Below are 22,175 nucleotides of genomic sequence, written 5' to 3'. Positions count from 1 at the left end.
TTTGATTTAAAATAGTGTTGAAAGCATAAAAGTACCTAAAATCCAGAGGATTATAGAAAGCACACCTCCAATTATAAAAAAATGTTTGAACTTATAAAAGCCCATTCCGTATATTAATGTATTGGTTTGATAGCCCATTGGAGTGAAGAAACTGAAATTCGCTCCAAATAAAACGGCAAGTATAAATGGCTTCATAGATAAGTCTAATCCAACGGCAACTGCTATCGCTATTGGCGTCATTATAATAGCTGTGGCATTGTTGCTAACAACGCTACTTAAAAGCATTGTAATAAGAAATATTAATCCGATTACTACAATATTTGATCGTCCACTTAAGATTTCTAAAAGGTTGTCTGAAATCCATTTATCTGCTCCGGTATTATGCATAGCAATTCCCAAAGGAATCATACCGGCAAGCAGAAAAATTACCTGCCAATTTATACGATGATAAACATCGTTAAGATCCAAACAACGGGTTAATAGTAAAAGTGAAACCCCCGTTATTGCACTAATTAGAATACTAAGTACACCGCTTGCTGCCAAACCAATTACCAATAATAATATAACGAAAGACATTGCTCTCTTTTTAGTATTTACGGATTGTGACTTATGTTCCCGTAAAATAGCGACATTCTCTAAATCGTAGAGTTGGTTTATTTCATTGGTGGGTATTTCTACTAACAATCTGTCCCCGGGTTTAAGGCTTATTTTATCCATATCCTTTCTAACCAAACGTTCCTCGGTATTCCTTATATTCCTTCTTTTTTTAATTGCTATAGGTAAGGCATTATTAAAAGTTTGTTTTCTTAATTGCTTTAAAGTTTTACCAATTAATGTAGAACCAGGTAAGATGAGCACTTCTACAAAACCCCAATCCTCTGACTTTTTGGGAGCTTCAGCGTCTTCTTTAACTTCCAGCTCATTATTTCTTGAAATATCTTGCTTTTTATGAATGCTGAGACCTTGGTCATCATTTAGTTTAGAGAGATTTTCTAAATCGCACATTAATACTAGTTTGTCATTCTCTTTAAGTGTAATGTATTTACCAGGCGCATTGGTAATTTGCTTATTTCTAGTGAGTTTTAAAATAGAAATATCGGGGTTGTTATATAGAAATGTATCTTCTATGTTTTTGTCAATTAATTTAGAGTCTTTATTAATTATAACTGTAGTTACGAAGCTTTCTAAATCGTAAGCGTCGTGTAAATTTTCTTTAGAATCCTTCGGAAGCCATCTTGAAGCTATTGTTATTACAATAATCCCAACCACTAAAAAAACTGCTCCAAACATAGAAAATTCAAAAAAACTGAAGCGTTCCGCACCCAAGTCTCGTGCTACTGAATTTACAATTAGGTTTGTTGAGGTACCCATTAAAGTGCAGCTACCGCCCATAATACCTGCAAAAGATATAGGTAATAGTAATTTACCTTGCGACAGGTTAAAGCGCTTGGATAATTCTGAAATAATTTTGATAAAAACTATTACAACCGCCGTAGTGTTTATAAAGGCCGAAATACCGCCCGTTATAAGCATAAGTACGGGTAGCAACAGAAATAATGGTAATATGTGTAGATTTTTTAGAAAGCGCGCTAGTGAAGCAATTACGCCATTGTCTTCAAGCGCTAGTGCTATAATCATCAATGAAAGCACTGTAATGGTAGCCGTATTGGAGAATCCTGAAATAGCTTCTTCAGGTTCTACTAAACCCGTAAGTGCGAGTGAGGCCACGAGAAGCATCGCAATTTTGTCTACAGAAAAGACTTCAAATGCGAAAAGGATAATGGTAACAAACAGAATAGAAAAAACGAGAATTATTTCTGTATTCATTTTAATGAATGGTTAGTCTGATAAAGATAACCGCAGAAATAATTCTCGTTCCTAAGAATTTCATAAAATATTGACAGCGCCAATATTTTTAACATTTTATCCTAAATACTTTTTAAGAATGTGGCTTTTTGAAGTTTGTCTTAGTCTTCTAATTGCTTTTTCACGAATCTGACGCACGCGTTCACGGCTCAAATCGAAAGTATCTCCAATCTCTTGAAGCGTCATTGGCGGTTGTCCGCAAAGTCCGAAATTCAATTTTACTACATCAGCTTCACGTGGCGCTAAAGTATCTAACGCACGATTAATTTCAATACGAAGTGATTCGTGCAACAAGTTTTTATCTGGATTCGGGCTTTCACCTGAACTTAGAACATCATATAAATTGTTGTCATTTTCGCCCTCTTGAAAAGGTGCGTCCATGGACAAACTTCTAGTTGAATTTTTAAGTGAACTTTTCACTTTAGATTCACTAAAATCAAGTTCTTTAGCAATTTCGGCTGCCGTTGGTACACGTTGAAATTTTTGTTCAAGATGAATGGAAGCCTTTTTTATTTTATTGATATCGCCAATTTTATTCAACGGCAAGCGAACCACTCTCGATTGTTCTGCTATAGCCTGTAAAATTGCTTGACGTATCCACCATACTGCATAAGAAATAAACTTGAAACCTCTAGTTTCATCAAATCGCTTGGCTGCTTTTACCAAACCCACATTTCCTTCATTAATAAGATCGGGTAGACTCAATCCCTGATTTTGATATTGTTTCGCCACGGAAATCACAAACCTTAAATTCGCTCTACTTAGCTTATTCAAAGCAGCCTGATCTCCTTCACGAATGCGCTGAGCCAACTCAACTTCTTCCTCCGCAGTTATTAAATCAATTTTACTAACATCCTGTAAATAACTGTTTAAAGATTTGGTTTCGCGGTTGGTTACTTGCTTCGTGATCTTAAGTTGTCTCATATATTCTCTTGTTTTTAATAATAACACGGCATAGTATGACATTTTAGGGTAATTTCCAAATACTTAACACAACTTGTTAAAATTTGTTAGTCCATTATTTTTTCTTACATTCAAAAAAAAAATTATATGAAATTCAACAAAAACATGCTTTTAGCCATTTTTCTCTTAATTAATACGACAATCTTTGCACAAAAGCCCACTGAAGTACCTAAACCCAGTGAATCACCAATAGACATAACGAACCCGGCAGATGTAATTATTTATATCGTACTTCCGTTATGTGCAATCTTGTTGTATTTTATTTGGAAGAATAAACGAAAAAATAAGAATAAATAATTTATGATATTATAGTAATTTTATAATAATCTGAATACTATTTTTGGTGCAGTTGTTGTTAGCTACTTGGAAACTATTTAAATTATGTTGAAATATTTTTTTCTACTGACTTTTGTTTTGATTACTTGGACCACCTTTTCTCAAATAGAATTGCCAAGTAGTTCCGTGCGTTTTGATGCTCCAGACGCAAATGTGAGCAGCTCAACCGGTTTTGAAATTCCTGCAATAAAAACACCCTCACTTTCAAATACTAAAAACCCAAATACACCAAACAATTCAGATTTAGGAAAGGAAAAGGAGAAACAGATCGATATGCAAAACGGCGACGGTTTAATGGAATACACTACTAATAAGACGCCGAAATATTTCACCGATGACAAGGAAATTAAAGCAGAGTACGGAAAGGACCAATATTTAGGCGATTTTAAAACGAAAGCTAAAACAGCAACATTTATGTATCGCGATCATCAATTTGTGGATGGCGATATGATTCGAGTTTATGTGAATAACCAAATTGTAATTCCGCAAGCGAGACTAGAAGGAACTTTTAAAGGCTTTGACGTTCCGCTGCAAGATGGTTTCAATAAAATAGATTTTGAAGCATTAAATCAAGGTACTTCCGGGCCAAATACAGCACAATTAAATATCTACGACGAAATAGGTAATCTGCTAGCGTCTTACGAGTGGAATCTTCTTACTGGCAATAAAGCCACAGCCATATTGGTGAAGCAGTAAGTTTCAAACAATTTATTTAAGTACACAAAATCCTAGACAAAATCTCAAGGATTAGTACGTATTTGCAATATATTGAAATGTAAAGCTAGTTTTACAAAATAAATAGTATATTTGTCTTATTGTTAAGTTTACTTGTATTTATTAATTTAAAAACTTAGATTATGTTAAAGAATAAAATATGTGCTTCAGAAGAGCGAAGGCTACACTGGTTGATTAATTTTAAATTACCAAACGTTTGGAAAAAAATAGGATGGGGGGTTCTTATAATTTCCTTTACACTTCTTATTTTGACAAAATTTATAGAAGGTGACATGTTAGTAGTTAAATCGATTTTGAAAAAAATGTCGCTACTCGGTTTATTGATTGTTGTAATTTCAAAAGAAAAAATTGAAGATGAACGTATTGAAAACCTAAGAAGTAAATCATTTACATTGGCTTTTATACTTGGGGTTATTTATGTGCTGGTTCAACCTTTAATAAATTATATTGTATTCCTTTTATTTAGACCTGAGAAAGCAATTTTTCAAGATTTAGGTGATTTTCAAATACTGTGGTTTCTTTTAATTGTTTACTTAACAGCATTTTGGTCCTTAAAAAGGAGAAACGCATGAAAAATACGCTAAAAGTAGAGAGGGCCATTCTCAACCTTACTCAGGAAGATTTGGCACAAAAAATCGGGGTTTCCAGACAAACAATTAATTCTATTGAAACTAATAGATATGTGCCTTCCACGCTTTTGGCACTAAAGCTTTCCATTGTTTTCAATAAACCAGTAAATGACTTTTTTAATTTGGAAGAAAAAGATTAGCATCAATTCAGTTTATCTTTTTGATTTTCAGGATGTAGTTGTTGTCTCCGTTAAAATTCACTTAATAAAATGAAATAGTATTTCCTAAACGTCCATTTTATTTTCAAGGTCTGTAACTTTATAAGAAAATGTAACTTATGAATGTTTCTGAACAAATTCTTGAAATTCTTAAAAATGTTGGTGTTACTCAAATTTGGGGGGTAACCGGCGATGCACTTAACACTTTTACCGACGCGCTTCGTGGAGATGAAGATTTAAAGTGGAAAGCAGTAAGGCACGAAGAAAACGGCGCTTTTGCCGCCTGCGCCGAAGCGCAAATGACTGGCAATTTAGCAGTCTGTGCTGGAACCGTTGGACCAGGAACACTTCATTTAATTAATGGTCTTTACAACGCAAAAAAAGAACGCGTTCCCGTACTTGCGCTAAGTGGGCAAGTAGCACGCGTAAATATGGGCACCAATTATTTTCAAGAAGTTGGGCTTACTAAAGTATTCGACGATGTTTGTGCATATCAAGCCGTAATTCGTTCTGCCGAAGAAGCGCCACGCGTTGTTTTAAAAGCCATTCAGATTGCTTTGGAGCAACGAGCCGTAGTTCGCGTAGAAATTCCTGTTGACATTGCAGTAGAGAAAGCAAGTGGAGATCATTATTTGCATCCAGTTTTTCATGGAAATGCGGTTTTAGTACCTTCAGATGAAGATATAAACCTTGTTGCAAATGCTATTAACGAAGCAAAGAAAATTACCATACTTGCTGGTTCCGGATGCGTTGAAAGTAGGGAGGAAGTACTCGCACTTTCCGAAAAAATTAAAGCTCCAATTGTACATACGCTACGCTCTTCAGACATAATCCATAACGACGATAAAAATGTGGTTGGTCTCACAGGGCTTATTGGAAACCCTTCAGGCTATCACGCTGTAATGAAGGCAGATTTACTTGTAATGTTAGGAACAGATTTTCCTTACAGCAACTTTTTGCCAGACAATTCAAAAATTATTCAAATAGACAACCGCGTCGAAAATATTGGGAATCGCGTAAAAGTAGATATTGGTGTGCAGGGCGATTGTTTGGCAACACTTCAGAAACTAGATTCTAAAATTCTTCCGAAGAAAGATTCTGAATTCTTGGACAATTTGGTTGAAAACTTCAATAAATGGAAAAAACAAAAAAAGGAAAGTAGTAGTTTAAAAAATGACCAAGAACCATTGCATCCGCAGCTTTTTATGAATGTATTAAATGAAAAAGCTTCTGCCGATGCGTGTTTTACGGTAGACGTTGGCGAAAGTGCTATTTGGGTGGCACATCATTTAACGCTTCACAGTAAAAGAAGATTACTCGGTTCTTTTAATCACGGTTCTATGGCTGTTGGTTTTCCGGCAGCAATGGGTATTCAATCTGTCAATCCCGGTCGTCAAGTTTGGGCAATTGTGGGCGACGGCGCCTTTGGAATGTGCATGAATGATTTTATTACAGCAGTTCGTTATGACTGGCCCGTAAAGATTTTGGTATATAATAATAGTCAGCTTGGCTTCGTGAAAATTGAAATGGAAGAAGCTGGTTATGCAATGTCAAATGAAGCGCTCACTTTACAAAACCCAAATTTTGCAGAATACGCCAAACTTTGTGGAGGGGATGGAATTAGAGTTGAAAAAGCCGCAGATATTGAAAAGGCAATAGAAATGGCAATTGCTTCGCCAAAACCATTTATAATAGATGCAGTTACAACCCCGGGTGAACTTTCTTTGCCACCGCATATAACATTAGATCAAGCTTGGGGCTTCGGAAAATCTAAAATGAAGGAAATTCTTTTAGCGGTTAAAGGCGATAAAGACCAAAAGAATAATCTGATGGCTGAAATAAAGTCTTTTTTCAACTAAACCAAGTTAATATAAAATGGAAGAATTAAAAATAATTATAGCTTCCACCGCCAGATGGATGGAAGCAGTAGGTGTGGCAATAATAGCAACAATTACTTGCACCACAATTTGGCCAGTTTATGGTTTCTCCATTTTTGGAATGCTAATTTTCGGAATTGGTATTTATGATTTATTTCAAAAAAAACATGCTATCCTTCGCAACTTCCCAGTACTGGGGCATATAAATTTTATCTTTAAACAAGGAGAAACCGAAATTAAATGTTACGAAGTAATTTATCCCTCGGTTTATGAAGGAAAACTTCGAAAAGAAAGCTATATTTAATTCAGAATATAAACCGACAACTATGAAAAAAATACTGATAACGCTCGATTATAACCCAGACTCCGAAAAGGTAGTAAACATGGGAAATCAACTTGCAAAATTGATGAATGCTGAAATTTGTTTATTTCATGTGCTGGCAGAAGTACGTTATTACGGAATGCAGTACGAACCATTTATGGGCTACGAAGGATACGCATTTCCGGTAGATTTCAGAATTCAGGAGGAATTTGTGAAAGTGGCGAAAGATTATCTTGAAAAAACGGCTACTCATTTAGGCGGAAAAAATGTTACAACCCATTTAGCCGAGGGTGATACCGCGAAATGCATCTTAGAATATGCTGAAGAATGGAATGCAGATGTAATTGTAATGGGCACTCACAGCCACGGTGCTTTGGAAAAATTATTTTTAGGGACGGTTGCCTCTAGTGTTTTGGAAGACACAAAAATCCCGGTTTACATGGTGCCAACCGGGAATTAATTTCTAAAACAAATAATTTACTAGAGAGGTTCGTCCTGCTCTAAATTTTCATTATCCTCGCCGCCTAAGCTAAAGAGTTTGTTTTCTTCATCATTCAGACCGTTGCCATTAGACTTTTTAGCTTGATTTCGGCCGGGGACGTCGAGGTCTTTTCCCGCAATATCTACTTTTTCTTCTCTGTCGCGAAGTTGTTGGTCATCTCCTCCGTCGCCGTGAATGTTATTCTGCGCAAGAATCTCTTTATCATGTTTCGTTACATTCGGATTATAGGGTAGTTTTTGATCAGTATTCTTTGATGTTGAATCTTTTTTTTCTGAATTTTTCATTTGAATTTATTTTTAAGAATTAGAAAAAATGGTTGCTCATATAAAAGTTTAAAGAATAATTAGAAACCTTAAATGTTTAGCAAGCAACTCACAAGTTTTCTTTTAAAGATATTCGAAAAGCGAAAAAGGGAATTTCTATTTAACACACATTAAATAAAAATATAACAGGTATTTAAGGTTTACCGCTTAAATTTATACCTTCGCAAACAGAACAATTCAAACTAAAAATTATTTATGGCACTTTCAAACAACGATATAATGAAAAAACTACGCGTGGCTCACAAATTCCGCGATGAGGATATTGTGAAGATATGTTCGTTAGTAGATTTTGCTGTAACTAAGAGTGAATTGGGCGCAATTTTCAGACATGAGAGTCATGAAAAGTATATGGAGTGCGGCGATCAGTTTTTACGAAATTTTTTGAACGGGTTGGTAATTCACTTAAGAGGGCCCATGCCAGAGCGGAAAGTTGCAAAACCAGAAAATAAAAAACCAATTGTGCCAAGACCAAGGCCGAATAGGGGCAAAGAAAAAAGCTAAATTAAATTTCTTCAATCTAGCTTCACTCAATTTTTAATTTTATAATTCTCAATAAATATTTTTGCATATTTTTCTGATTGTGGGATCCTCAAACAGTCGATGATGTGTGCTTAAGTACTGTAAGGTATGCTGTTCCTGCGATCCGCATTTAATTCTTCTTTGAATGTGTCGTAAAGTTTTCATCTTTTGATTTTCTTCAACTAAGTTAATTAAAACGTCTTTTCAAATTCCATTTGTATGCATTGGAATTGGTGGGTCTGTGTTGTTTTACATTGCTGTCTAAAGTTCTCATGGTTTTTAATTTTAATTGTTTGTAGTTTAATTTTTAGTGAAATCTTCTTTTCAAATTCCAAGAATAAGCTTTTGAAGTTTTCATTTTTGCTGTTAACTGATTGTTGTTTAAAGTTCTCATTGTTTTTAATTTATTGGGTTATAACTAATAGACGAAGAAAATGCTATGTTGTTACAGTACTATGCAATGCAAAGTACTAATTTAACGAAATATTAACTTTTAGCTATTTCTTTAAATGAACGAAAAGGGCGGAAATGTTTAACATTCTATTAACCCTCAATCAATTGCCAATTGCTTGCAGAGTAGGGGCTTTAGGGCTATATTTGCACATTACAATACAATATACACGGCATTTTGCCGAAGTATTATAGATTAGAATAGTATTATCCCAAGTTAGAAATGAACACTGTAAGAAAATCTGAAACAAATAGACTTAAGCGTACCCACTTATATTATAAATACACTGGTTTTTATTCATTTGTAGGTCAAAGTCTTAAAAAAGCAATTATACCAATTTTTGTGGTTATTGCTTTATTGGTTGTATTGGATTTATACGTAGTAGATTTCAGTAATCTCTTTACGTACATTACTGTTACTTACGCGCCAATTAATATATTACTTGTTTTTCTTGCTTCCGAATCATTCTTGGGGCTTGTACCACCAGAAATTTTTATTGCCTGGAGCGATAAAATGCCACAACCTATACTTTATCTAACACTCTTAGCAACGCTCTCGTACATTGGTGGTATAATTTCATTCTTTATAGGAAAATGGATTTTCACTATTCCACGCGTATTTGCTTATATGGAAGGAAAGATGAAAAAACACTTAAGGCATATTCGTAAATGGGGTGGCTTTTTAATCGTTGTGGGTGCTTTATTGCCTATACCTTTTTCTATGACAAGTATGGCGGCAGGTATGATTCACTACAAGTTTAAAAACTACCTTTTGTTTGGCTTGCTACGTTTTGTACGATTTTATCTTTATGCAATTGCTATATTCAGTTTGCTATAGTACTTTCGTGGCGTAGAAGTATTTTCTTCGGAAAAATGCTCTCTATTTTCAATTAACTTCCTCCTTTAAATTAAATGAAGAAAATAGATCCTTACGCTGCTTTACGATTTCGAGAGTTCAATATTTTTCTTTTTGTTCGTTTTGCAATGGTTTTTGCCTGGAGCATGCAATTTGTTGTAATTGAATGGGAAGTATACAGTATTACTAAAAATCCACTTTCTTTAGGAATTATAGGTTTAATGGAAGTAATTCCTGCGGTGTCTATGGCACTTTTTGCTGGTCACATTGTAGATCAAAAAGAAAAACGCGGACTTTTAATTAAGTGTATTCTTGGGTTTTCCGTCGTTAGTTTAGGTCTTTTTCTTATAACTTGGCCATACATAATAGCCGATCTTCCTACAGATACGATACTATACACAGTTTACTTTTTAGTTTTCCTCGGTGGTATTGTTCGGGCATTTCTCGGGCCTACTATATTTTCACTCTTCTCATTATTAGTTCCTAAAAAGGTATATCCTAATGCTGCAACTTGGAGCAGTTCTGTTTGGCAAATGGGCGCTGTGGTTGGTCCCGCATTCGGTGGGTTTTTTATTCATTGGATTGGTGTTCACTGGTCAATGTGTTTCGTTTTTGCTTTTTCATTGATGGCTTTACTATTGTTACTACAGATACCGAAGAAGCCAATTTTAAACCCGAATATTGGCGAGCCTATTTTTAAAAGTTTAAAACAGGGTATTAAATTCGTAATGAATACGAGAGTAATTTTAGGAGCACTTACTTTAGATATGTTTGCTGTGTTATTTGGTGGAGCAGTAGCGTTGCTTCCTATTTACGCACAGGATATTCTTAAAGTTGGGCCAGAAGGTTTTGGTATATTACGCGCTGCGCCAGCCGTGGGAGCGTTATTAATAATGTTTACATCTGCACACTTCCCACTTAACAAAAATGCTGGAATGAAACTTCTTACTGCAATTTTCGGATTCGGAATTTGCATTATTATTTTTGGTGTTTCTACTTGGTTTTGGGTGTCGGTAGTAGCGCTTTTCCTAAGTGGAGCAACAGATGGTATTTCTATGGTAATACGACAGACTATCCTTCAATTGCGTACGCCAGATGCTATGCGAGGCCGTGTAGCTTCGGTTAATTCTATGTTTGTAGGATCATCAAATGAGTTGGGTGCTTTTGAAAGCGGACTTACAGCAAAGTTAATGGGTACGGTAACCGCAGTAGTTTTTGGAGGTGGAATGACGATACTTACCGTTATTGGTACAGGAGCCTTCTTTCCAAAATTGCGAAAGTTAGATTTACGAAAAGATATAGAAGAACACGAACGAGAGTAATATATTGAAATTCTGCAATTCGAATTTTATATTTAAATCTTTAATAATCCTCGAAACCCTCTCCCAGCATAGTAAGATTGAACCCCATTGTGATAAATAAACACAGTATTAAAACGATAATCGCCAAAAATGGCACCGCCCAATTTTCTAATACTTTCAGGGGTTTTTAGCCAACACGACGTTTTAGTATCAAACTTTCCAAGTTTTTGTAATTCGCAATATTGCTCTTCAGTTAAAAGTTCGATTCCTATTTCTGCTGCCATACCAATTGCACTATTTTTTGGCTTGTGCTCTTTTCTCGCCTCCAGCGCTTCATTATCATAACAAAGACTTCGACGGCCTTTCGGACTTTCTAACGCGCAGTCATAAAATATGTATTCGTTAGTTTTTTTGTCGAAACCAATAACATCGGGTTCGCCACCAGTTTCTTCCATTTGGTTGAGTGACCAAAGTTTTTCGGGTTTAGAATCAAGCTTTTTTTGAACTTCAAACCATTCTATTTTCGGGTGCCGTATTGAGTTTTTTTCGAAACGGGTTTTCAAAATTTTAATCAATTCGTTGTGTTGCTCTGTTGTCAACGTTCTTTTATCTGTTGTTTTCATAACCGATAATTTAATTTGCTTGCTTCGCTATTTTTCTTTGTTTAAACCTTCTTTTTGTTTTGATTACACCAAATCTGAAATCGTCATAAAAGAGGCTTCCTAATAAAATTATAGCAGCCAATAATAATGTATTCAACTTTAAATGTAAGGCAGAATAACAAATTCCGCCAATAATTCCGCCAAAAAAGAAGAAGGAAATTATATAAACACGCAGTTTTATTGTGGATCTAATTTTCTCCCTATTTGGATGTGCTTTGGGAAAAAACAACTGCGAAAGTTCAATCCCTAAATCGGTGAAAAGCCCAGTTAAATGTGTGGTTCTTACAATTGCATTCGAAATTTTTGTTACATAAGAATTCTGCATTCCCATAGAAAAAAGTAGCAAACAGGCTATTAAATCGGGATATAGGTTTTCTGTAAAATTGCTAAAAACAGCAACCGCTATCAAAATAAAAGATTCAGTTAAGGTGGGAATAACAAAAACGTTTAGCTTTTTGTTGGCTCTAAATTTTTCAATTAGAAAGCTCGATGAAAATGAACCAAATAAAAATGAAAAAATATAAACGAAATAAATAGTGCCTTTCCAGAATTCAAAATTTTCAAGATCAAACATAAATTGAGCGAAATGCCCAGTTACGTTTGTAGTAAGTTGTTTGATGGATAAAAACCCAGTTACATTTACAATTCCAGCCACAAAAGATAATACAGTGGCAATTTGCAGATTGTGCTTTAATGTTCTGCTCTTACCTTGATGTCTAAACATTTAATCATCATTTGGGTTAAAATTTTACGTCTTTGGAATTAGACGCGTGTGCTTTTATTATTTAGTACAAAACTAATGATTTTCAGCTATCAATGACTTTTCATTAATGAAAATGATATTGAGAATTATAGAATTTCACATTTTTATCGGCACGGTAAATTATTAGTATAAATCATTATATTTACATAACAATCCTCACCAAATTTTCCCAAATTTTTCTGATTTAATTACATTTTTAAAATGTTTTTATATGAAACTATTTTTTAGTTATTCGAGAGCCCAAGAGGCAGAACTTGCAAATATAGTACACGCATCCAAAGTTTATCACGAGTGTTGGTACGACCAAAATATTGGAGCTGGCGATGAATGGTGGAAAGAAATCTTATCGCAAATTCGAAATTGTGAAATTTTTGTTTTTTTACTTTCCAAAGAATCTACAAAATCGAAAGCCTGCCAGGCCGAACTTACTTATGCAGATCAATTGGGAAGGCATATAATCGCACTTCAGATTGACGATTTGGATGCCACCTTTATGCCTCATTTATTAAAAAACAATAACACAACACCCTACAAGCCAGAAAACGAAGGTAGAGAGGTGAGATTTGCAACAATCTTAAAAAACATCAGTGATAATATAAGCGAATTCAGCAAAAATTGGACAGATCCCAGTTTGGTTCCTGAACCGGTAATTCCTATTACTGAATTGAGCGATATTTATTCAATTATAATGCAAGGGGAACCGTTAATTGCCGCAGAACAGCGGGATCTTTTATTTAGACTCGAAAAGTTGCTCGATAAGAAATTGGATGATCCAGAAAAAATTAAATACGCAATAAACGCGTTTTTAGAAAGGGATGATACAACGGTTTATATTGGAGAAAAACTTAAGGCATTAATTTTATCTGGCCCAAGTCCAGGACCAAGCAATTATGTTTTGGAAGCCGTTATATCACAGGTTGGACAATTTACAGACGATAAATATATTGGTAAAAGATTAGCGAATAAAACGCACAATCCAACATTTTTACACGGTCAATGGCGATTGCTAAAAAGCATTCAAAATAACCAATTCATTCCATTAATGATGGAGGAGAATATTGTATTCAAAAACGATTTTTCATTCTTACTGATTCAAAATTATATGCAAACCAATTTTGGAACTTTTAGTTTTCAAAACGAATTTTTGACCATTTACTTTATGAACGGCGTTCGAGATACTAGATGTTTTCAATGTTTTGAAAATGAACTGTTCATTGTGCAATTTATGAACACAGTAGCTTTTAATATTGCTATTTACCAACGTATACATTGAAATTAATATTTTCAAAATTGAGAGGTAGAAGCTGGTGAAGTTTTTGGAACTTCTCGACCTTGTAATAAAACCCTAATACTATCAACCTTCTGTATCATAAAACCATTCCTCTGCGCGAACAACTGCTAACTGTATAGCTTTTTCTTCAGAAATGCCGCCTTTCTTCATAAGCTGCTCTGCTATTTCCAAGGCTTTTTCGCGTACCTGAGGAGTTAAATTATCGAGCTTTGGTTTAAAATTTTCGAAAGTCCAATTCATATTAATTTTCGTTTGAAATTATTATTAAAAGTAGTCTTTCAATCGTTTATAATAATAAATCAGGGGAATAAGATTTATAGAGAAGATTCAATTATTCGGAAAGGATATGCATCCTGCATTTTTTTAAGTTCTCCATCAGTTATGGTTTTAACATCCGTTTTCAAAACAGTTAAAACGTAATTTTCACGTAATTCAAAATATGCCTTTGCAATTTCATCCTGAATTGTAATATAACTTTGATAGGGAGCTTCCCTATGAATTGATAAAGAAATTGAAGCTTTTTTAGGATTGTCTGAAGCTTCTGCAAGCTGGATGCCGTTGCAGTAAACACAGGATTTGTCGGCGTTATTGTCTATAAATATTTTCAATTCGTCTGTTAAATCTTCAAGTTTAATAAGGATTTTATTCGCCATGATTTCACCGTTTTCATTAACGCTGATGCTAAAAATATTATTCTTTTTAAGTGGAATATTACAATCTGCTCCGGGCGGACACGGTTGCGGAAGTTCGCGCGCAATTCCTTTATCGTTTGGAATCATTGATGTTACCAAGAAGAAAATTAAAAGTAAAAAAGCAATGTCGGCCATACTACCGGCATTCACGGAGGGCATATTTGAATTTCTCATAATTAAAAATGGTTTAGTGTTCTCTTAATCAGGAAACAAAAAAAGTGCCACAAGTTTATTTTTAAACTCGAAATCTGTTTCCGAAGAAAACTGTAATTTTAAAACGCTTAAAAATTCAACTTAAATGACGCCAGAAAAAAGTAAAATAGAATCCAGTTTTTATAACTATTTAGTGGAAACTGCGGGAATGACCGAAGGCGAGGCTGCGGAAGCTACTTCAGATTTAAAACGAATTAACTATAAAAAAGGAGACATAGTTTTGAAGAAAGGCGATTTGTGCAAACATTCTTTTTTTGTAGAAAAAGGCTTGCTGCGATCGTACATGCTTGATGAAGATGGAAAAGAGCACGTAATACAGTTTGCGCCAGAAAATTGGTTTATTGTAGACAGGAGTAGTGTTTATTTTAATGATACTTCTGAAAGTTATATTGAAGCAATCGAGGATGCCGAAGTAGTTTTAATAAACGAACAGTTTATTTGTAAAACGATTGAAAGTACGCCTGCTTACAGCAAGTTTAATGATAAGTTGCTGCACAATCATATTAGGCAGATGCAAAAACGGATTAATCTTTTACTAGGTGCAACTGCCGAAGTGCGTTATTTAAGTTTTATTAAAACCTACCCAGATCTGTTACTTCGGGTTCCACAATGGATGATTGCTTCTTATTTGGGAATAACGCCCGAAAGCCTTAGCCGTGTTCGGAAAGAGCTCGCTCATAAAAATTTTAAGCCGAGTTGAAAATTGTCAAATCGAACGCAGTCGGGGACAAATTTTAGTTCAATATTGTACAACTAAAAAGTTCTCGACTGCGCTCGATCAGACCTTGGGATTTATTCTAAATATCCAAATTTACCCATGTTGAAATCACTTATAGCTTGAACTATTTCGGCTCGTGTGTTCATTACAAATGGTCCTTGAGCTACAATGGGTTCATTAATTGGTTCGCCGCTAAGTACTAATACCAAAGCGTTGTCGGTAGCTTCAATTGTAAACTCTTCACCTTCATTTTTAAATAATCCTAAACCGTCAGTTTTAATTTCTTCAGTATTATTCACTTTAATATTCCCTTCAATTACTAATACAACTGTGTTGTAGTTTTCCGGAAAACTAAAAGTCGCTTTTCCACCTTTATTTAGCTTCGCGTTTAGCATATGCACCGGTGTAAATGTAAAGGCCGGACCTTTTTCGCCCGTGTACTCGCCGGCAATTACTTCAACAATTCCTGCATTATTTGGGAGTTGCACTTTTTTCATTTCAGCATTTGTGATGCCTTGATATTTTGGTGGGCTCGTTTTATCTTTCGCTGGAAGATTTACCCATAATTGCACCATTTGGAAATCGCCGCCCGCTTCGCTAAAATTTTCCTCGTGGTATTCTTTGTGAAGAATCCCCGAAGCAGCCGTCATCCATTGCACATCGCCTTCGCCAATAACCCCGCTATTGCCAGCGCTGTCGTGGTGAGCAACACTGCCTTTGTACGCAATAGTTACCGTTTCAAATCCTTTGTGCGGATGTACGTCTACGCCACGTGGTTTATCTGTGGGTGGAAAGTAAAATTTACTATTGTAATCCATCATTACAAACGGATTCATTCTTTCAAAACCTTCGCCTATTCCTGAAGGAATATATTGATGAACCCTAAAACCATCACCAACCATATGTGGGCGAGGAGGAGTTAATACGCGATCTATTTTTCGTGTTTTCATTGTATTAAGTGTATTAAAATTAATAATATAAAATTACTTCATATTACACTGAAATGCATTGATGTATGATAAGTTCGATGCATTTTTAAAAAGAAAAAATTCGGCTTTTGGGCCGAATCTTTTTCAATATTTAAATGTCGGAAATTATTGCTTTACAAATTGAAGGGAAGCAATCAGTTTTACTTTGTCGCTAACTACAATACTTCCTGCTTCGGTTACGGCACTCCAAGTAAGTCCAAAATCTTTTCTGTTTACCGTGCCCTCAAATTCAAAACCTGCTTTTGTTTGTCCGTAAGGATCTACAGCCGTTCCGTTGTATTCAGCGTCTAAGGTAATTTCTTTAGTAACCCCTTTAATGGTTAAATCGCCAATCATTTTTTCACCGTTAAATGATTTTGAAGTGAAAGTAAGCTTCGGAAATTTTTCAGCACCAAAAAAGTCATCACTTTTTAAATGGGTATCGCGATCTTTATTATTTGTGTTCACTGAATCAATTTCAGCCTGAAAGCTAAATTTTGCATTTTTGAAATTTTCATCATCAGTTTCAACCTTGCCATCAAACTTTTCAAAATTCCCAGTTACCGTTGACATCATCATATGCTTTACCTTGAAATTAATTTCAGAATGTGAAACGTCAATATTCCAAGTAGATTTTTCTTTTGTACTCATATCGTTATGTATTTAAATATTAATTATCTGTACAGCAAAACTACCGCGCATTAGAAACCCCTGCATTGATGTATGATAAGAAATTATACAGCTTTAATTATATATGAATAGTTGAAGGTTTCATTTTTAAAAGGTATCCGATTATACTTTTAACAGAAGTTTATGCGAAATAGTAGTTCGTAAGCAGGATTAGCTGCACAATTGATATGGAATTTTCATATTTTTGAATACTACCAAAAATTGCTTTGGAAAAGAAAAAAGAAGACAAAACCAAGCCAAAGAAATACAGGTTTTTAAGAATTCTCGGAAGAATTTTCGCGGGTCTTATAATCCTGTTTATTCTATTGGTTTTGTTTATCCGAAGTCCGTGGGGACAAAATATTATCGTGCAACGCGCTGTAAAATATGTCTCCGGAAAAACCCAAACAAAAGTTGAAATAGAAAAACTCTTCATCACTTTCGGTGGCAATATTATGCTGAAAGGTTTCTATCTTGAAGATAAAAAAGGTGATACTTTAGTTTATTCAAAATCATTGGAAGCAGATGTGCCGTTATTGCCAATTATACGGGGCAATGCAATAGGAATTAACTATTTGGAATGGGAAGGATTGCGGGCCAATATTATTCGAAAAGACTCCATAAAAGGATATAACTTTCAGTTTTTGATAGATGCTTTTGTTTCGCCAGACTCGACGAAAGTCGCTGTCGATTCTACAGCAGCACCCTTAGAAATTATTTTAGGTGAAATCAATTTTAAAGATATTCATGTAGTTTTTGATGACGCCGTACTTGGAATTGACAGCAAATTTAAAGTAGGTTCTTTGGCACTGCAAATGAAGAAAACCGATTTGGAAAACATGGATTTTCGCGCTTCGGAAGCGACAGTCTTCAATGCGCAAATAAAATACATTCAATCTCCCGTTCCGCCACCTACAACCGATGCACCGCCATTACCATATTTGGTTTTTGATGAACTTACACTAAAAAATGTTTTTTTAGATTATCAATCTTATGGCGACAGAATTGCAGCAAATCTGGAGATTTCTGAATTATATATCGAATTACCAAAAGCCAATTTGGTAAACAACGATATTGAAATTGGCGAGTTCAAATTAAAGAATTCAAAAGTCATAATAAATACCGAAACTGAAAATAATGGCATCACTCAAAAAGTTGAAGAAATAAAGGACGATTTAAAAGAAGACATCCAAAATTTTGAATGGCCAAATTTAAAAATTGCTATTTCAAAAATAGATTTGGAGCGAAACAACATTAGCTATTTTGTGGGTAAAAACGAGGTGAAACCCAATGTTTTCAATCCCAATGCAATCGCTTTGCAAAACCTAACATTAAAAGCCAACGATGTTTTTTTGAAAGATAAAAAGGCTGGCTTGCAATTGGAGACTTTAACCTTTAAAGAAGGCTCGGGTTTTAATCTAAATGAACTTGCGCTTAAGCTGAATGCAACCGACAACTATTTAGCGGTAAACGATTTAAAACTCGTACTAAACGACAATAAACTCAACGGAAAATTACGGTTGGATTATGAAACATTAGCGCACTTAGTTGAAAAGCCCAATCAATCAAAAATTGCATTAAATTTTCCTTCCTTTCAATTGGATTTAAAGGAAGTTTTCAAATTTCAACCTGCGCTTAAAAAGAATGAATACTTAAAAACAATCAGTAAAAAATACCTTTCCGGAAATGTTGAAGCAGAGGGTTATCTTTCTTCAATTCAAATTCCCAACTTGAATATTCGCTGGGGAAATTCAACCCGAATTTTCGCAAACGGTTTTATTCAAAATGTAACAAATCCTGAAAACTTAAAATTTAATATTCCTCGTTTCTCCGCGCAAACCAAACGAAGTGATTTGACCCAGTTTGTAAGCGAAAAAGATCTCGGTGTAAAGTTGCCAGAAAACGTTTCGCTTAAGGGAAACGCAAAAGGAAATTTAGAAGACGTTTATGCAAAGATGAATTTAACTACTTCTCAGGGCGTTGCAACAATTGACGGTCATTTTAAAAACGATTTGCAAATTGCCTTCGATGCCAAAGTTGAAATTCAAGAATACAAGTTGGATGAATTACTTCAAAATGAACAGTTAGGGCCAATTAGTTTGCGACTAAAGACCAAAGGTTCGGGTAGCGACATAAATTCTTTAGACGCTACTTTAGAGGCTACTGTTTCCAGTTTTCAGTTTAATAAATACGCTATAAAAGATTTGGAAATTAACGGTAATATTAAAAATGGAAAAGGCGAAGTTGTGTCTAATTACGAAGACGAAAACATCAACTTGGACCTTAATGCAGACGTGGTTTTAGATTCCATTTCGCCCAAGGCAAGCGCTCACTTAAATATTATTGGCGCCAATTTGCAATCGCTCGGGTTAATGAGTCGTGATGTGCGAACGGCTTTTAAATTGGATGCCGATTTTGAAGGAAATAAGGAAGGTTTTAATGTAATTTCTACCATTGGCGATGGGGTAGTGGTTTACGATAATAGAACTTATTTATTGGGAGATGTACTTGCAACGGCCCACGTTCGGAGTGATACAACTTCAATTTGGCTCGATAATAAAATGATAAAACTGAGCTTGGAGAGCAATACAGATCCTACCACTTTTAGTAGTTCGGTTCAGCGGCATATTTCCAGTTATTTTTCAAAAAACATTGCTTTTGCAGACACACTTCAAAATCCTGTAAAGCTCGATATTAAAGGTCAGATTGTACAAGCACCTGTTTTAAACGAAGTGTTTTTGGTGAATGTGAAAGAACTGGATACCATAAAAATAGACGTGGCTTTTGATGAAGCAGCCAGAAAATTGAAAGCGGGAATTACTGCGCCTCATATAAATTACGGCGGAAATGAACTTTATAGTTTGGCTTTTACGATGGATACCGATAAAGAGAAATTTGTATTCGATCTTGGTTTTAAAAGCATAAAAGGCGGTCCGTTGGATATTCCTAAAACGAAAATTGTCGGTAATCAGCAGAACGGTGAATTGAACCTGAATTTTAATTCGGTTTATAAAGACAGCACCTTAATAAATATTCAGTCGCAGATTACGGGAACTTCAGAAAAACTTCGATTTCACATTGTACCCGAAGATTTAGTTTTAGATAGAAATCCGTGGCAAACACCTGAAAACAATGAAGTTATTTTCTCCAAAAACGATTTGGAGTTTAACAATTTTCGCTTTAGCAGAAATAATCAAGTTGTAGCATTAACCCACAATCTCTTTGGTGTTGCGCAACAACACGCCGCGATTACTTTTGAAAACTTCAAATTAAGTGAAATTTTAAATTACATAAATCCTTCCGAAGAGCTTGCAAAGGGAAGTTTGAATGGCAATTTAGCCATTGTCGAACCTTTTGGAAATGCTGGGCTTTTGGCAGATCTTTCAGTTGAAGGCTTGAATTTGTTAGACGTAGATTTAGGAATACTTACAATCGATGCAAAATCGAAAGGCGGAAACAGTTATGATTTCGATTTAGCCTTAAAAAACGGAGAAGTAGATCTCGATTTAATGGGAGATTATATCGCAACTCAAAATGACGCAAAACTGAATTTAGATTTAAGTATAAATGAATTTAAGATGCGTGCTTTGGAAGGTTTTTCTTTAGGCGAAGTAAAAAATGCAGATGGGAGTTTTTCGGGTAATTTCAGTGTTACTGGAAGCACAACTGCTCCAAAATACGAAGGCAGTTTGAATTTTATAAATGCAGATTTTACTGTTACAAAGTTGAATGCTCCTTTCACTTTAGCCAATGAAATTTTGCGAATAGACAACAAAGGTTTGTACATGGATGGTTTTACGGTACTGGATGAAAACCAAAACAAACTTGTAATGACTGGAAAAATCGGGACGGAAAGTTTTATAAATCCCACCTTCGATTTAAAATTAAAAGCAGATAATTTCCAAGTTTTAAATGCCACTAAAGATGACAATGAATTTGTTTACGGAAAAGCCTCTTTTAATGCAGACGCCAAGTTAACAGGCGATTTGCAAATTCCGAGGCTAGACGCACAGATTACGGTAAACGACGATACAGATTTAACTTATATACTTCCGTCCTCCAGCGTCGCCATTGAAGAGCGCGATGGTGTAGTAATTTTTGTAAATCGTGAAAATCCCGACGCCATATTAACGCGAAATGTGGAAAAAACAGCAACGTTTACCGGACTCGATGTAAACGCGATTTTAAGAATCGGGAAATCTGCAAAAGTTACAATCATTATAGATCAGGAAACAGGTGATAATTTTGAGGTTTTTGGCGACGGTGAATTCGACTTTAATATGAATCCGAATGGACGAATGACTTTGAGCGGCGTTTATGAAATTGCCGGCGGCCATTATGAAATGAATTTGTACAATCTGGTAAACAGAAGATTCGAACTTTCGCCCGAAAGCAGGGTAACTTGGTCTGGAGATCCTTTTGATGCAAAGCTTGATGTGAAAGCGATTTACACTGTAAAAGCTTCGGCGGCTCCTTTAATGGCACCCGTAACTTCGGGATCAGACCCTTCGGTAAAGAATAAATACAAACAGGTTTTACCGTTCAATGTATATTTAAATATTGATGGCGAATTAACGAAACCTGAAATTGGTTTTGATATCGAAATGCCAGAGGAAGAGCAGGGCGCAATTGGCGGACAGGTTTATGGCAGATTACAGCAAGTAAATACGCAGCAGGATGAATTAAACAGACAAGTATTTTCACTTTTAGTTTTAGGTCGTTTTTATCCTGAACCCGGTAGTGACGGTAGTGGCGGCGGATTTGCAACCGTAGCTCGTGATAACTTAAACGATGCGGTTTCAGATCAATTAAATGTTTTTTCAGATAAACTTTTAGGGAACTCGGGAGTGCAATTAGATTTTGGATTGGATAGTTATACAGACTATCAGGGCGATACTGCACAAGAACGAACACAGTTGGATATTGCCGCACAGAAAAAGCTTTTTAACGACAGGCTTATAGTTCGTGTGGGGAGTGAAGTAGATTTGCAAGGAAGCAGTTCTACGGACGAAGCAGCACCAATTGTTGGCGATGTTAGCTTGGAGTATCTGCTCACTGAAAACGGTAGATACAGGCTGAAAGGTTTTCGAAAAAATCAATTTGAAAATATAGTTGACGGGCAAACAATCGTTAGCGGAATTGCATTAATTTTTACACAGGAATTCAACAAATTTGATGAGTTGTGGCAAGCTTTACTTCGCGGTGAAACCAAAAAGGAAAAGGCTGAAAAGAAGGCTGCCGAAGAACAAGCAGCGAAAGAAAAGGCGCAAAAAGAGGAGGAGCAAAGTGAAGAAGAAAAGAAAGTAGAGAAAAAAATAGAAAAAGAGTGATTCATTAATTCGAAATTGATTGACTTTAAATA

Annotated in this window: 21 protein-coding genes; 12 read left to right on the top strand and 9 right to left on the bottom strand. The window is 35.3% G+C overall.

Annotation, left to right across the window (positions count from 1 at the left end):
• Window positions 1–6: 6 nt before the first annotated feature.
• Complete coding sequence (locus AC3RVF_RS05885; protein ID WP_489689867.1) at window positions 7–1,827, bottom strand: sodium:proton antiporter; 1,821 nt, start codon at window positions 1,825–1,827, stop codon at window positions 7–9.
• A 96-nt stretch (window positions 1,828–1,923) separates the two neighbouring features.
• Window positions 1,924–2,790 carry a sigma-70 family RNA polymerase sigma factor gene (locus tag AC3RVF_RS05880; RefSeq protein WP_489689868.1) on the bottom strand — a complete coding sequence of 289 codons (867 nt, stop codon included), beginning with the start codon at window positions 2,788–2,790 and terminating at the stop codon, window positions 1,924–1,926.
• A gap of 420 nt (window positions 2,791–3,210) precedes the next feature.
• On the opposite strand from AC3RVF_RS05880, the gene AC3RVF_RS05875 reads away from it, so the two are divergent.
• The 6 genes from AC3RVF_RS05875 (at window position 3,211) to AC3RVF_RS05850 (ending at window position 7,346) form a co-directional block, all read left to right on the top strand.
• Entirely contained in the window at window positions 3,211–3,861 is a 651-nt protein-coding gene (locus tag AC3RVF_RS05875; protein WP_489689869.1) for a hypothetical protein, read from the top strand.
• A 161-nt stretch (window positions 3,862–4,022) separates the two neighbouring features.
• A complete protein-coding gene (locus AC3RVF_RS05870) occupies window positions 4,023–4,472 on the top strand; it encodes a hypothetical protein (RefSeq protein WP_489689870.1) in 450 nt (149 codons plus the stop codon).
• Window positions 4,469–4,669 carry a helix-turn-helix transcriptional regulator gene (locus tag AC3RVF_RS05865; RefSeq protein ID WP_489689871.1) on the top strand — a complete coding sequence of 67 codons (201 nt, stop codon included), beginning with the start codon at window positions 4,469–4,471 and terminating at the stop codon, window positions 4,667–4,669. Before AC3RVF_RS05870 ends, AC3RVF_RS05865 begins: the two co-directional genes overlap by 4 nt.
• A gap of 137 nt (window positions 4,670–4,806) precedes the next feature.
• Window positions 4,807–6,546 carry a thiamine pyrophosphate-dependent enzyme gene (locus tag AC3RVF_RS05860; protein ID WP_489689872.1) on the top strand — a complete coding sequence of 580 codons (1,740 nt, stop codon included), beginning with the start codon at window positions 4,807–4,809 and terminating at the stop codon, window positions 6,544–6,546.
• Window positions 6,547–6,562: 16 nt separating this feature from the next.
• A complete protein-coding gene (locus AC3RVF_RS05855) occupies window positions 6,563–6,868 on the top strand; it encodes a hypothetical protein (RefSeq protein WP_489689873.1) in 306 nt (101 codons plus the stop codon).
• Window positions 6,869–6,890: 22 nt separating this feature from the next.
• Window positions 6,891–7,346 carry a universal stress protein gene (locus AC3RVF_RS05850; protein ID WP_489689874.1) on the top strand — a complete coding sequence of 152 codons (456 nt, stop codon included), beginning with the start codon at window positions 6,891–6,893 and terminating at the stop codon, window positions 7,344–7,346.
• A 20-nt stretch (window positions 7,347–7,366) separates the two neighbouring features.
• Here AC3RVF_RS05850 and AC3RVF_RS05845 read toward each other — a convergent pair whose 3' ends face one another.
• Window positions 7,367–7,672: a hypothetical protein gene (locus AC3RVF_RS05845; RefSeq protein ID WP_489689875.1), complete on the bottom strand. Its 306-nt coding sequence runs from the start codon at window positions 7,670–7,672 to the stop codon at window positions 7,367–7,369.
• A gap of 234 nt (window positions 7,673–7,906) precedes the next feature.
• Between AC3RVF_RS05845 and AC3RVF_RS05840 the strand changes: the two genes are divergently transcribed.
• From AC3RVF_RS05840 to AC3RVF_RS05830, 3 genes are all read left to right on the top strand, one after another.
• Window positions 7,907–8,212, top strand: a complete 306-nt coding sequence (locus AC3RVF_RS05840; protein WP_489689876.1) for a DUF1456 family protein — start codon at window positions 7,907–7,909, stop codon at window positions 8,210–8,212.
• 691 nt (window positions 8,213–8,903) lie between these two features.
• A complete protein-coding gene (locus tag AC3RVF_RS05835; RefSeq protein WP_489689877.1) occupies window positions 8,904–9,518 on the top strand; it encodes a YqaA family protein in 615 nt (204 codons plus the stop codon).
• Window positions 9,519–9,592: 74 nt separating this feature from the next.
• Entirely contained in the window at window positions 9,593–10,858 is a 1,266-nt protein-coding gene (locus AC3RVF_RS05830; protein ID WP_489692973.1) for an MFS transporter, read from the top strand.
• 32 nt (window positions 10,859–10,890) lie between these two features.
• Here the strand turns inward: AC3RVF_RS05830 and AC3RVF_RS05825 are convergent, their stop codons facing one another.
• Window positions 10,891–11,460, bottom strand: a complete 570-nt coding sequence (locus AC3RVF_RS05825) for a DUF4256 domain-containing protein (RefSeq protein ID WP_489689879.1) — start codon at window positions 11,458–11,460, stop codon at window positions 10,891–10,893.
• A 10-nt stretch (window positions 11,461–11,470) separates the two neighbouring features.
• Complete coding sequence (locus AC3RVF_RS05820) at window positions 11,471–12,223, bottom strand: YoaK family protein (protein ID WP_489689880.1); 753 nt, start codon at window positions 12,221–12,223, stop codon at window positions 11,471–11,473.
• 250 nt (window positions 12,224–12,473) lie between these two features.
• Here AC3RVF_RS05820 and AC3RVF_RS05815 point away from each other — a divergent pair, with 250 nt between their 5' ends.
• Window positions 12,474–13,535: a toll/interleukin-1 receptor domain-containing protein gene (locus AC3RVF_RS05815; protein ID WP_489689881.1), complete on the top strand. Its 1,062-nt coding sequence runs from the start codon at window positions 12,474–12,476 to the stop codon at window positions 13,533–13,535.
• Window positions 13,536–13,616: 81 nt separating this feature from the next.
• Here AC3RVF_RS05815 and AC3RVF_RS05810 read toward each other — a convergent pair whose 3' ends face one another.
• Entirely contained in the window at window positions 13,617–13,793 is a 177-nt protein-coding gene (locus AC3RVF_RS05810; RefSeq protein WP_489689882.1) for a hypothetical protein, read from the bottom strand.
• Between the two features lie 74 nt (window positions 13,794–13,867).
• Entirely contained in the window at window positions 13,868–14,419 is a 552-nt protein-coding gene (locus AC3RVF_RS05805) for an ExbD/TolR family protein (RefSeq protein WP_489689883.1), read from the bottom strand.
• A gap of 124 nt (window positions 14,420–14,543) precedes the next feature.
• Here AC3RVF_RS05805 and AC3RVF_RS05800 point away from each other — a divergent pair, with 124 nt between their 5' ends.
• The gene (locus tag AC3RVF_RS05800; RefSeq protein ID WP_489689884.1) at window positions 14,544–15,158 is read left to right on the top strand and encodes a Crp/Fnr family transcriptional regulator; all 615 of its coding nucleotides are present in this window, start codon (window positions 14,544–14,546) and stop codon (window positions 15,156–15,158) included.
• A 92-nt stretch (window positions 15,159–15,250) separates the two neighbouring features.
• Here the strand turns inward: AC3RVF_RS05800 and AC3RVF_RS05795 are convergent, their stop codons facing one another.
• Both AC3RVF_RS05795 and AC3RVF_RS05790 read right to left on the bottom strand, forming a co-directional pair.
• Window positions 15,251–16,126: a pirin family protein gene (locus AC3RVF_RS05795; RefSeq protein ID WP_489689885.1), complete on the bottom strand. Its 876-nt coding sequence runs from the start codon at window positions 16,124–16,126 to the stop codon at window positions 15,251–15,253.
• 144 nt (window positions 16,127–16,270) lie between these two features.
• Entirely contained in the window at window positions 16,271–16,795 is a 525-nt protein-coding gene (locus AC3RVF_RS05790; protein ID WP_489689886.1) for a YceI family protein, read from the bottom strand.
• Window positions 16,796–17,040: 245 nt separating this feature from the next.
• On the opposite strand from AC3RVF_RS05790, the gene AC3RVF_RS05785 reads away from it, so the two are divergent.
• Window positions 17,041–22,143, top strand: coding sequence for a translocation/assembly module TamB domain-containing protein (locus AC3RVF_RS05785; protein WP_489692972.1), 5,103 nt, complete (start codon window positions 17,041–17,043; stop codon window positions 22,141–22,143).
• Window positions 22,144–22,175 lie beyond the last annotated feature (32 nt).

It is taken from the genome of Aequorivita sp. IT1183, assembly GCF_058068265.1.
Note: the sequence above shows the minus strand (reverse complement) of the source record. Positions and strands in the feature narration are given on the sequence as shown.

What these genes read in the sequence shown, in the direction of transcription:
- AC3RVF_RS05795 (WP_489689885.1), bottom strand. Translation starts at nt 16,126, where the DNA reads ATGAAAACACGAAAAATAGATCGCGTATTAACTCCTCCTCGCCCACAT.
- AC3RVF_RS05870 (WP_489689870.1), top strand. Translation starts at nt 4,023, where the DNA reads ATGTTAAAGAATAAAATATGTGCTTCAGAAGAGCGAAGGCTACACTGG.
- AC3RVF_RS05805 (WP_489689883.1), bottom strand. Translation starts at nt 14,419, where the DNA reads ATGAGAAATTCAAATATGCCCTCCGTGAATGCCGGTAGTATGGCCGAC.
- AC3RVF_RS05825 (WP_489689879.1), bottom strand. Translation starts at nt 11,460, where the DNA reads ATGAAAACAACAGATAAAAGAACGTTGACAACAGAGCAACACAACGAA.
- AC3RVF_RS05810 (WP_489689882.1), bottom strand. Translation starts at nt 13,793, where the DNA reads ATGAATTGGACTTTCGAAAATTTTAAACCAAAGCTCGATAATTTAACT.
- AC3RVF_RS05835 (WP_489689877.1), top strand. Translation starts at nt 8,904, where the DNA reads ATGAACACTGTAAGAAAATCTGAAACAAATAGACTTAAGCGTACCCAC.
- AC3RVF_RS05820 (WP_489689880.1), bottom strand. Translation starts at nt 12,223, where the DNA reads ATGTTTAGACATCAAGGTAAGAGCAGAACATTAAAGCACAATCTGCAA.
- AC3RVF_RS05845 (WP_489689875.1), bottom strand. Translation starts at nt 7,672, where the DNA reads ATGAAAAATTCAGAAAAAAAAGATTCAACATCAAAGAATACTGATCAA.
- AC3RVF_RS05875 (WP_489689869.1), top strand. Translation starts at nt 3,211, where the DNA reads ATGTTGAAATATTTTTTTCTACTGACTTTTGTTTTGATTACTTGGACC.
- AC3RVF_RS05790 (WP_489689886.1), bottom strand. Translation starts at nt 16,795, where the DNA reads ATGAGTACAAAAGAAAAATCTACTTGGAATATTGACGTTTCACATTCT.
- AC3RVF_RS05850 (WP_489689874.1), top strand. Translation starts at nt 6,891, where the DNA reads ATGAAAAAAATACTGATAACGCTCGATTATAACCCAGACTCCGAAAAG.
- AC3RVF_RS05865 (WP_489689871.1), top strand. Translation starts at nt 4,469, where the DNA reads ATGAAAAATACGCTAAAAGTAGAGAGGGCCATTCTCAACCTTACTCAG.
- AC3RVF_RS05855 (WP_489689873.1), top strand. Translation starts at nt 6,563, where the DNA reads ATGGAAGAATTAAAAATAATTATAGCTTCCACCGCCAGATGGATGGAA.
- AC3RVF_RS05840 (WP_489689876.1), top strand. Translation starts at nt 7,907, where the DNA reads ATGGCACTTTCAAACAACGATATAATGAAAAAACTACGCGTGGCTCAC.
- AC3RVF_RS05830 (WP_489692973.1), top strand. Translation starts at nt 9,593, where the DNA reads ATGAAGAAAATAGATCCTTACGCTGCTTTACGATTTCGAGAGTTCAAT.
- AC3RVF_RS05885 (WP_489689867.1), bottom strand. Translation starts at nt 1,827, where the DNA reads ATGAATACAGAAATAATTCTCGTTTTTTCTATTCTGTTTGTTACCATT.
- AC3RVF_RS05800 (WP_489689884.1), top strand. Translation starts at nt 14,544, where the DNA reads ATGACGCCAGAAAAAAGTAAAATAGAATCCAGTTTTTATAACTATTTA.
- AC3RVF_RS05880 (WP_489689868.1), bottom strand. Translation starts at nt 2,790, where the DNA reads ATGAGACAACTTAAGATCACGAAGCAAGTAACCAACCGCGAAACCAAA.
- AC3RVF_RS05860 (WP_489689872.1), top strand. Translation starts at nt 4,807, where the DNA reads ATGAATGTTTCTGAACAAATTCTTGAAATTCTTAAAAATGTTGGTGTT.
- AC3RVF_RS05815 (WP_489689881.1), top strand. Translation starts at nt 12,474, where the DNA reads ATGAAACTATTTTTTAGTTATTCGAGAGCCCAAGAGGCAGAACTTGCA.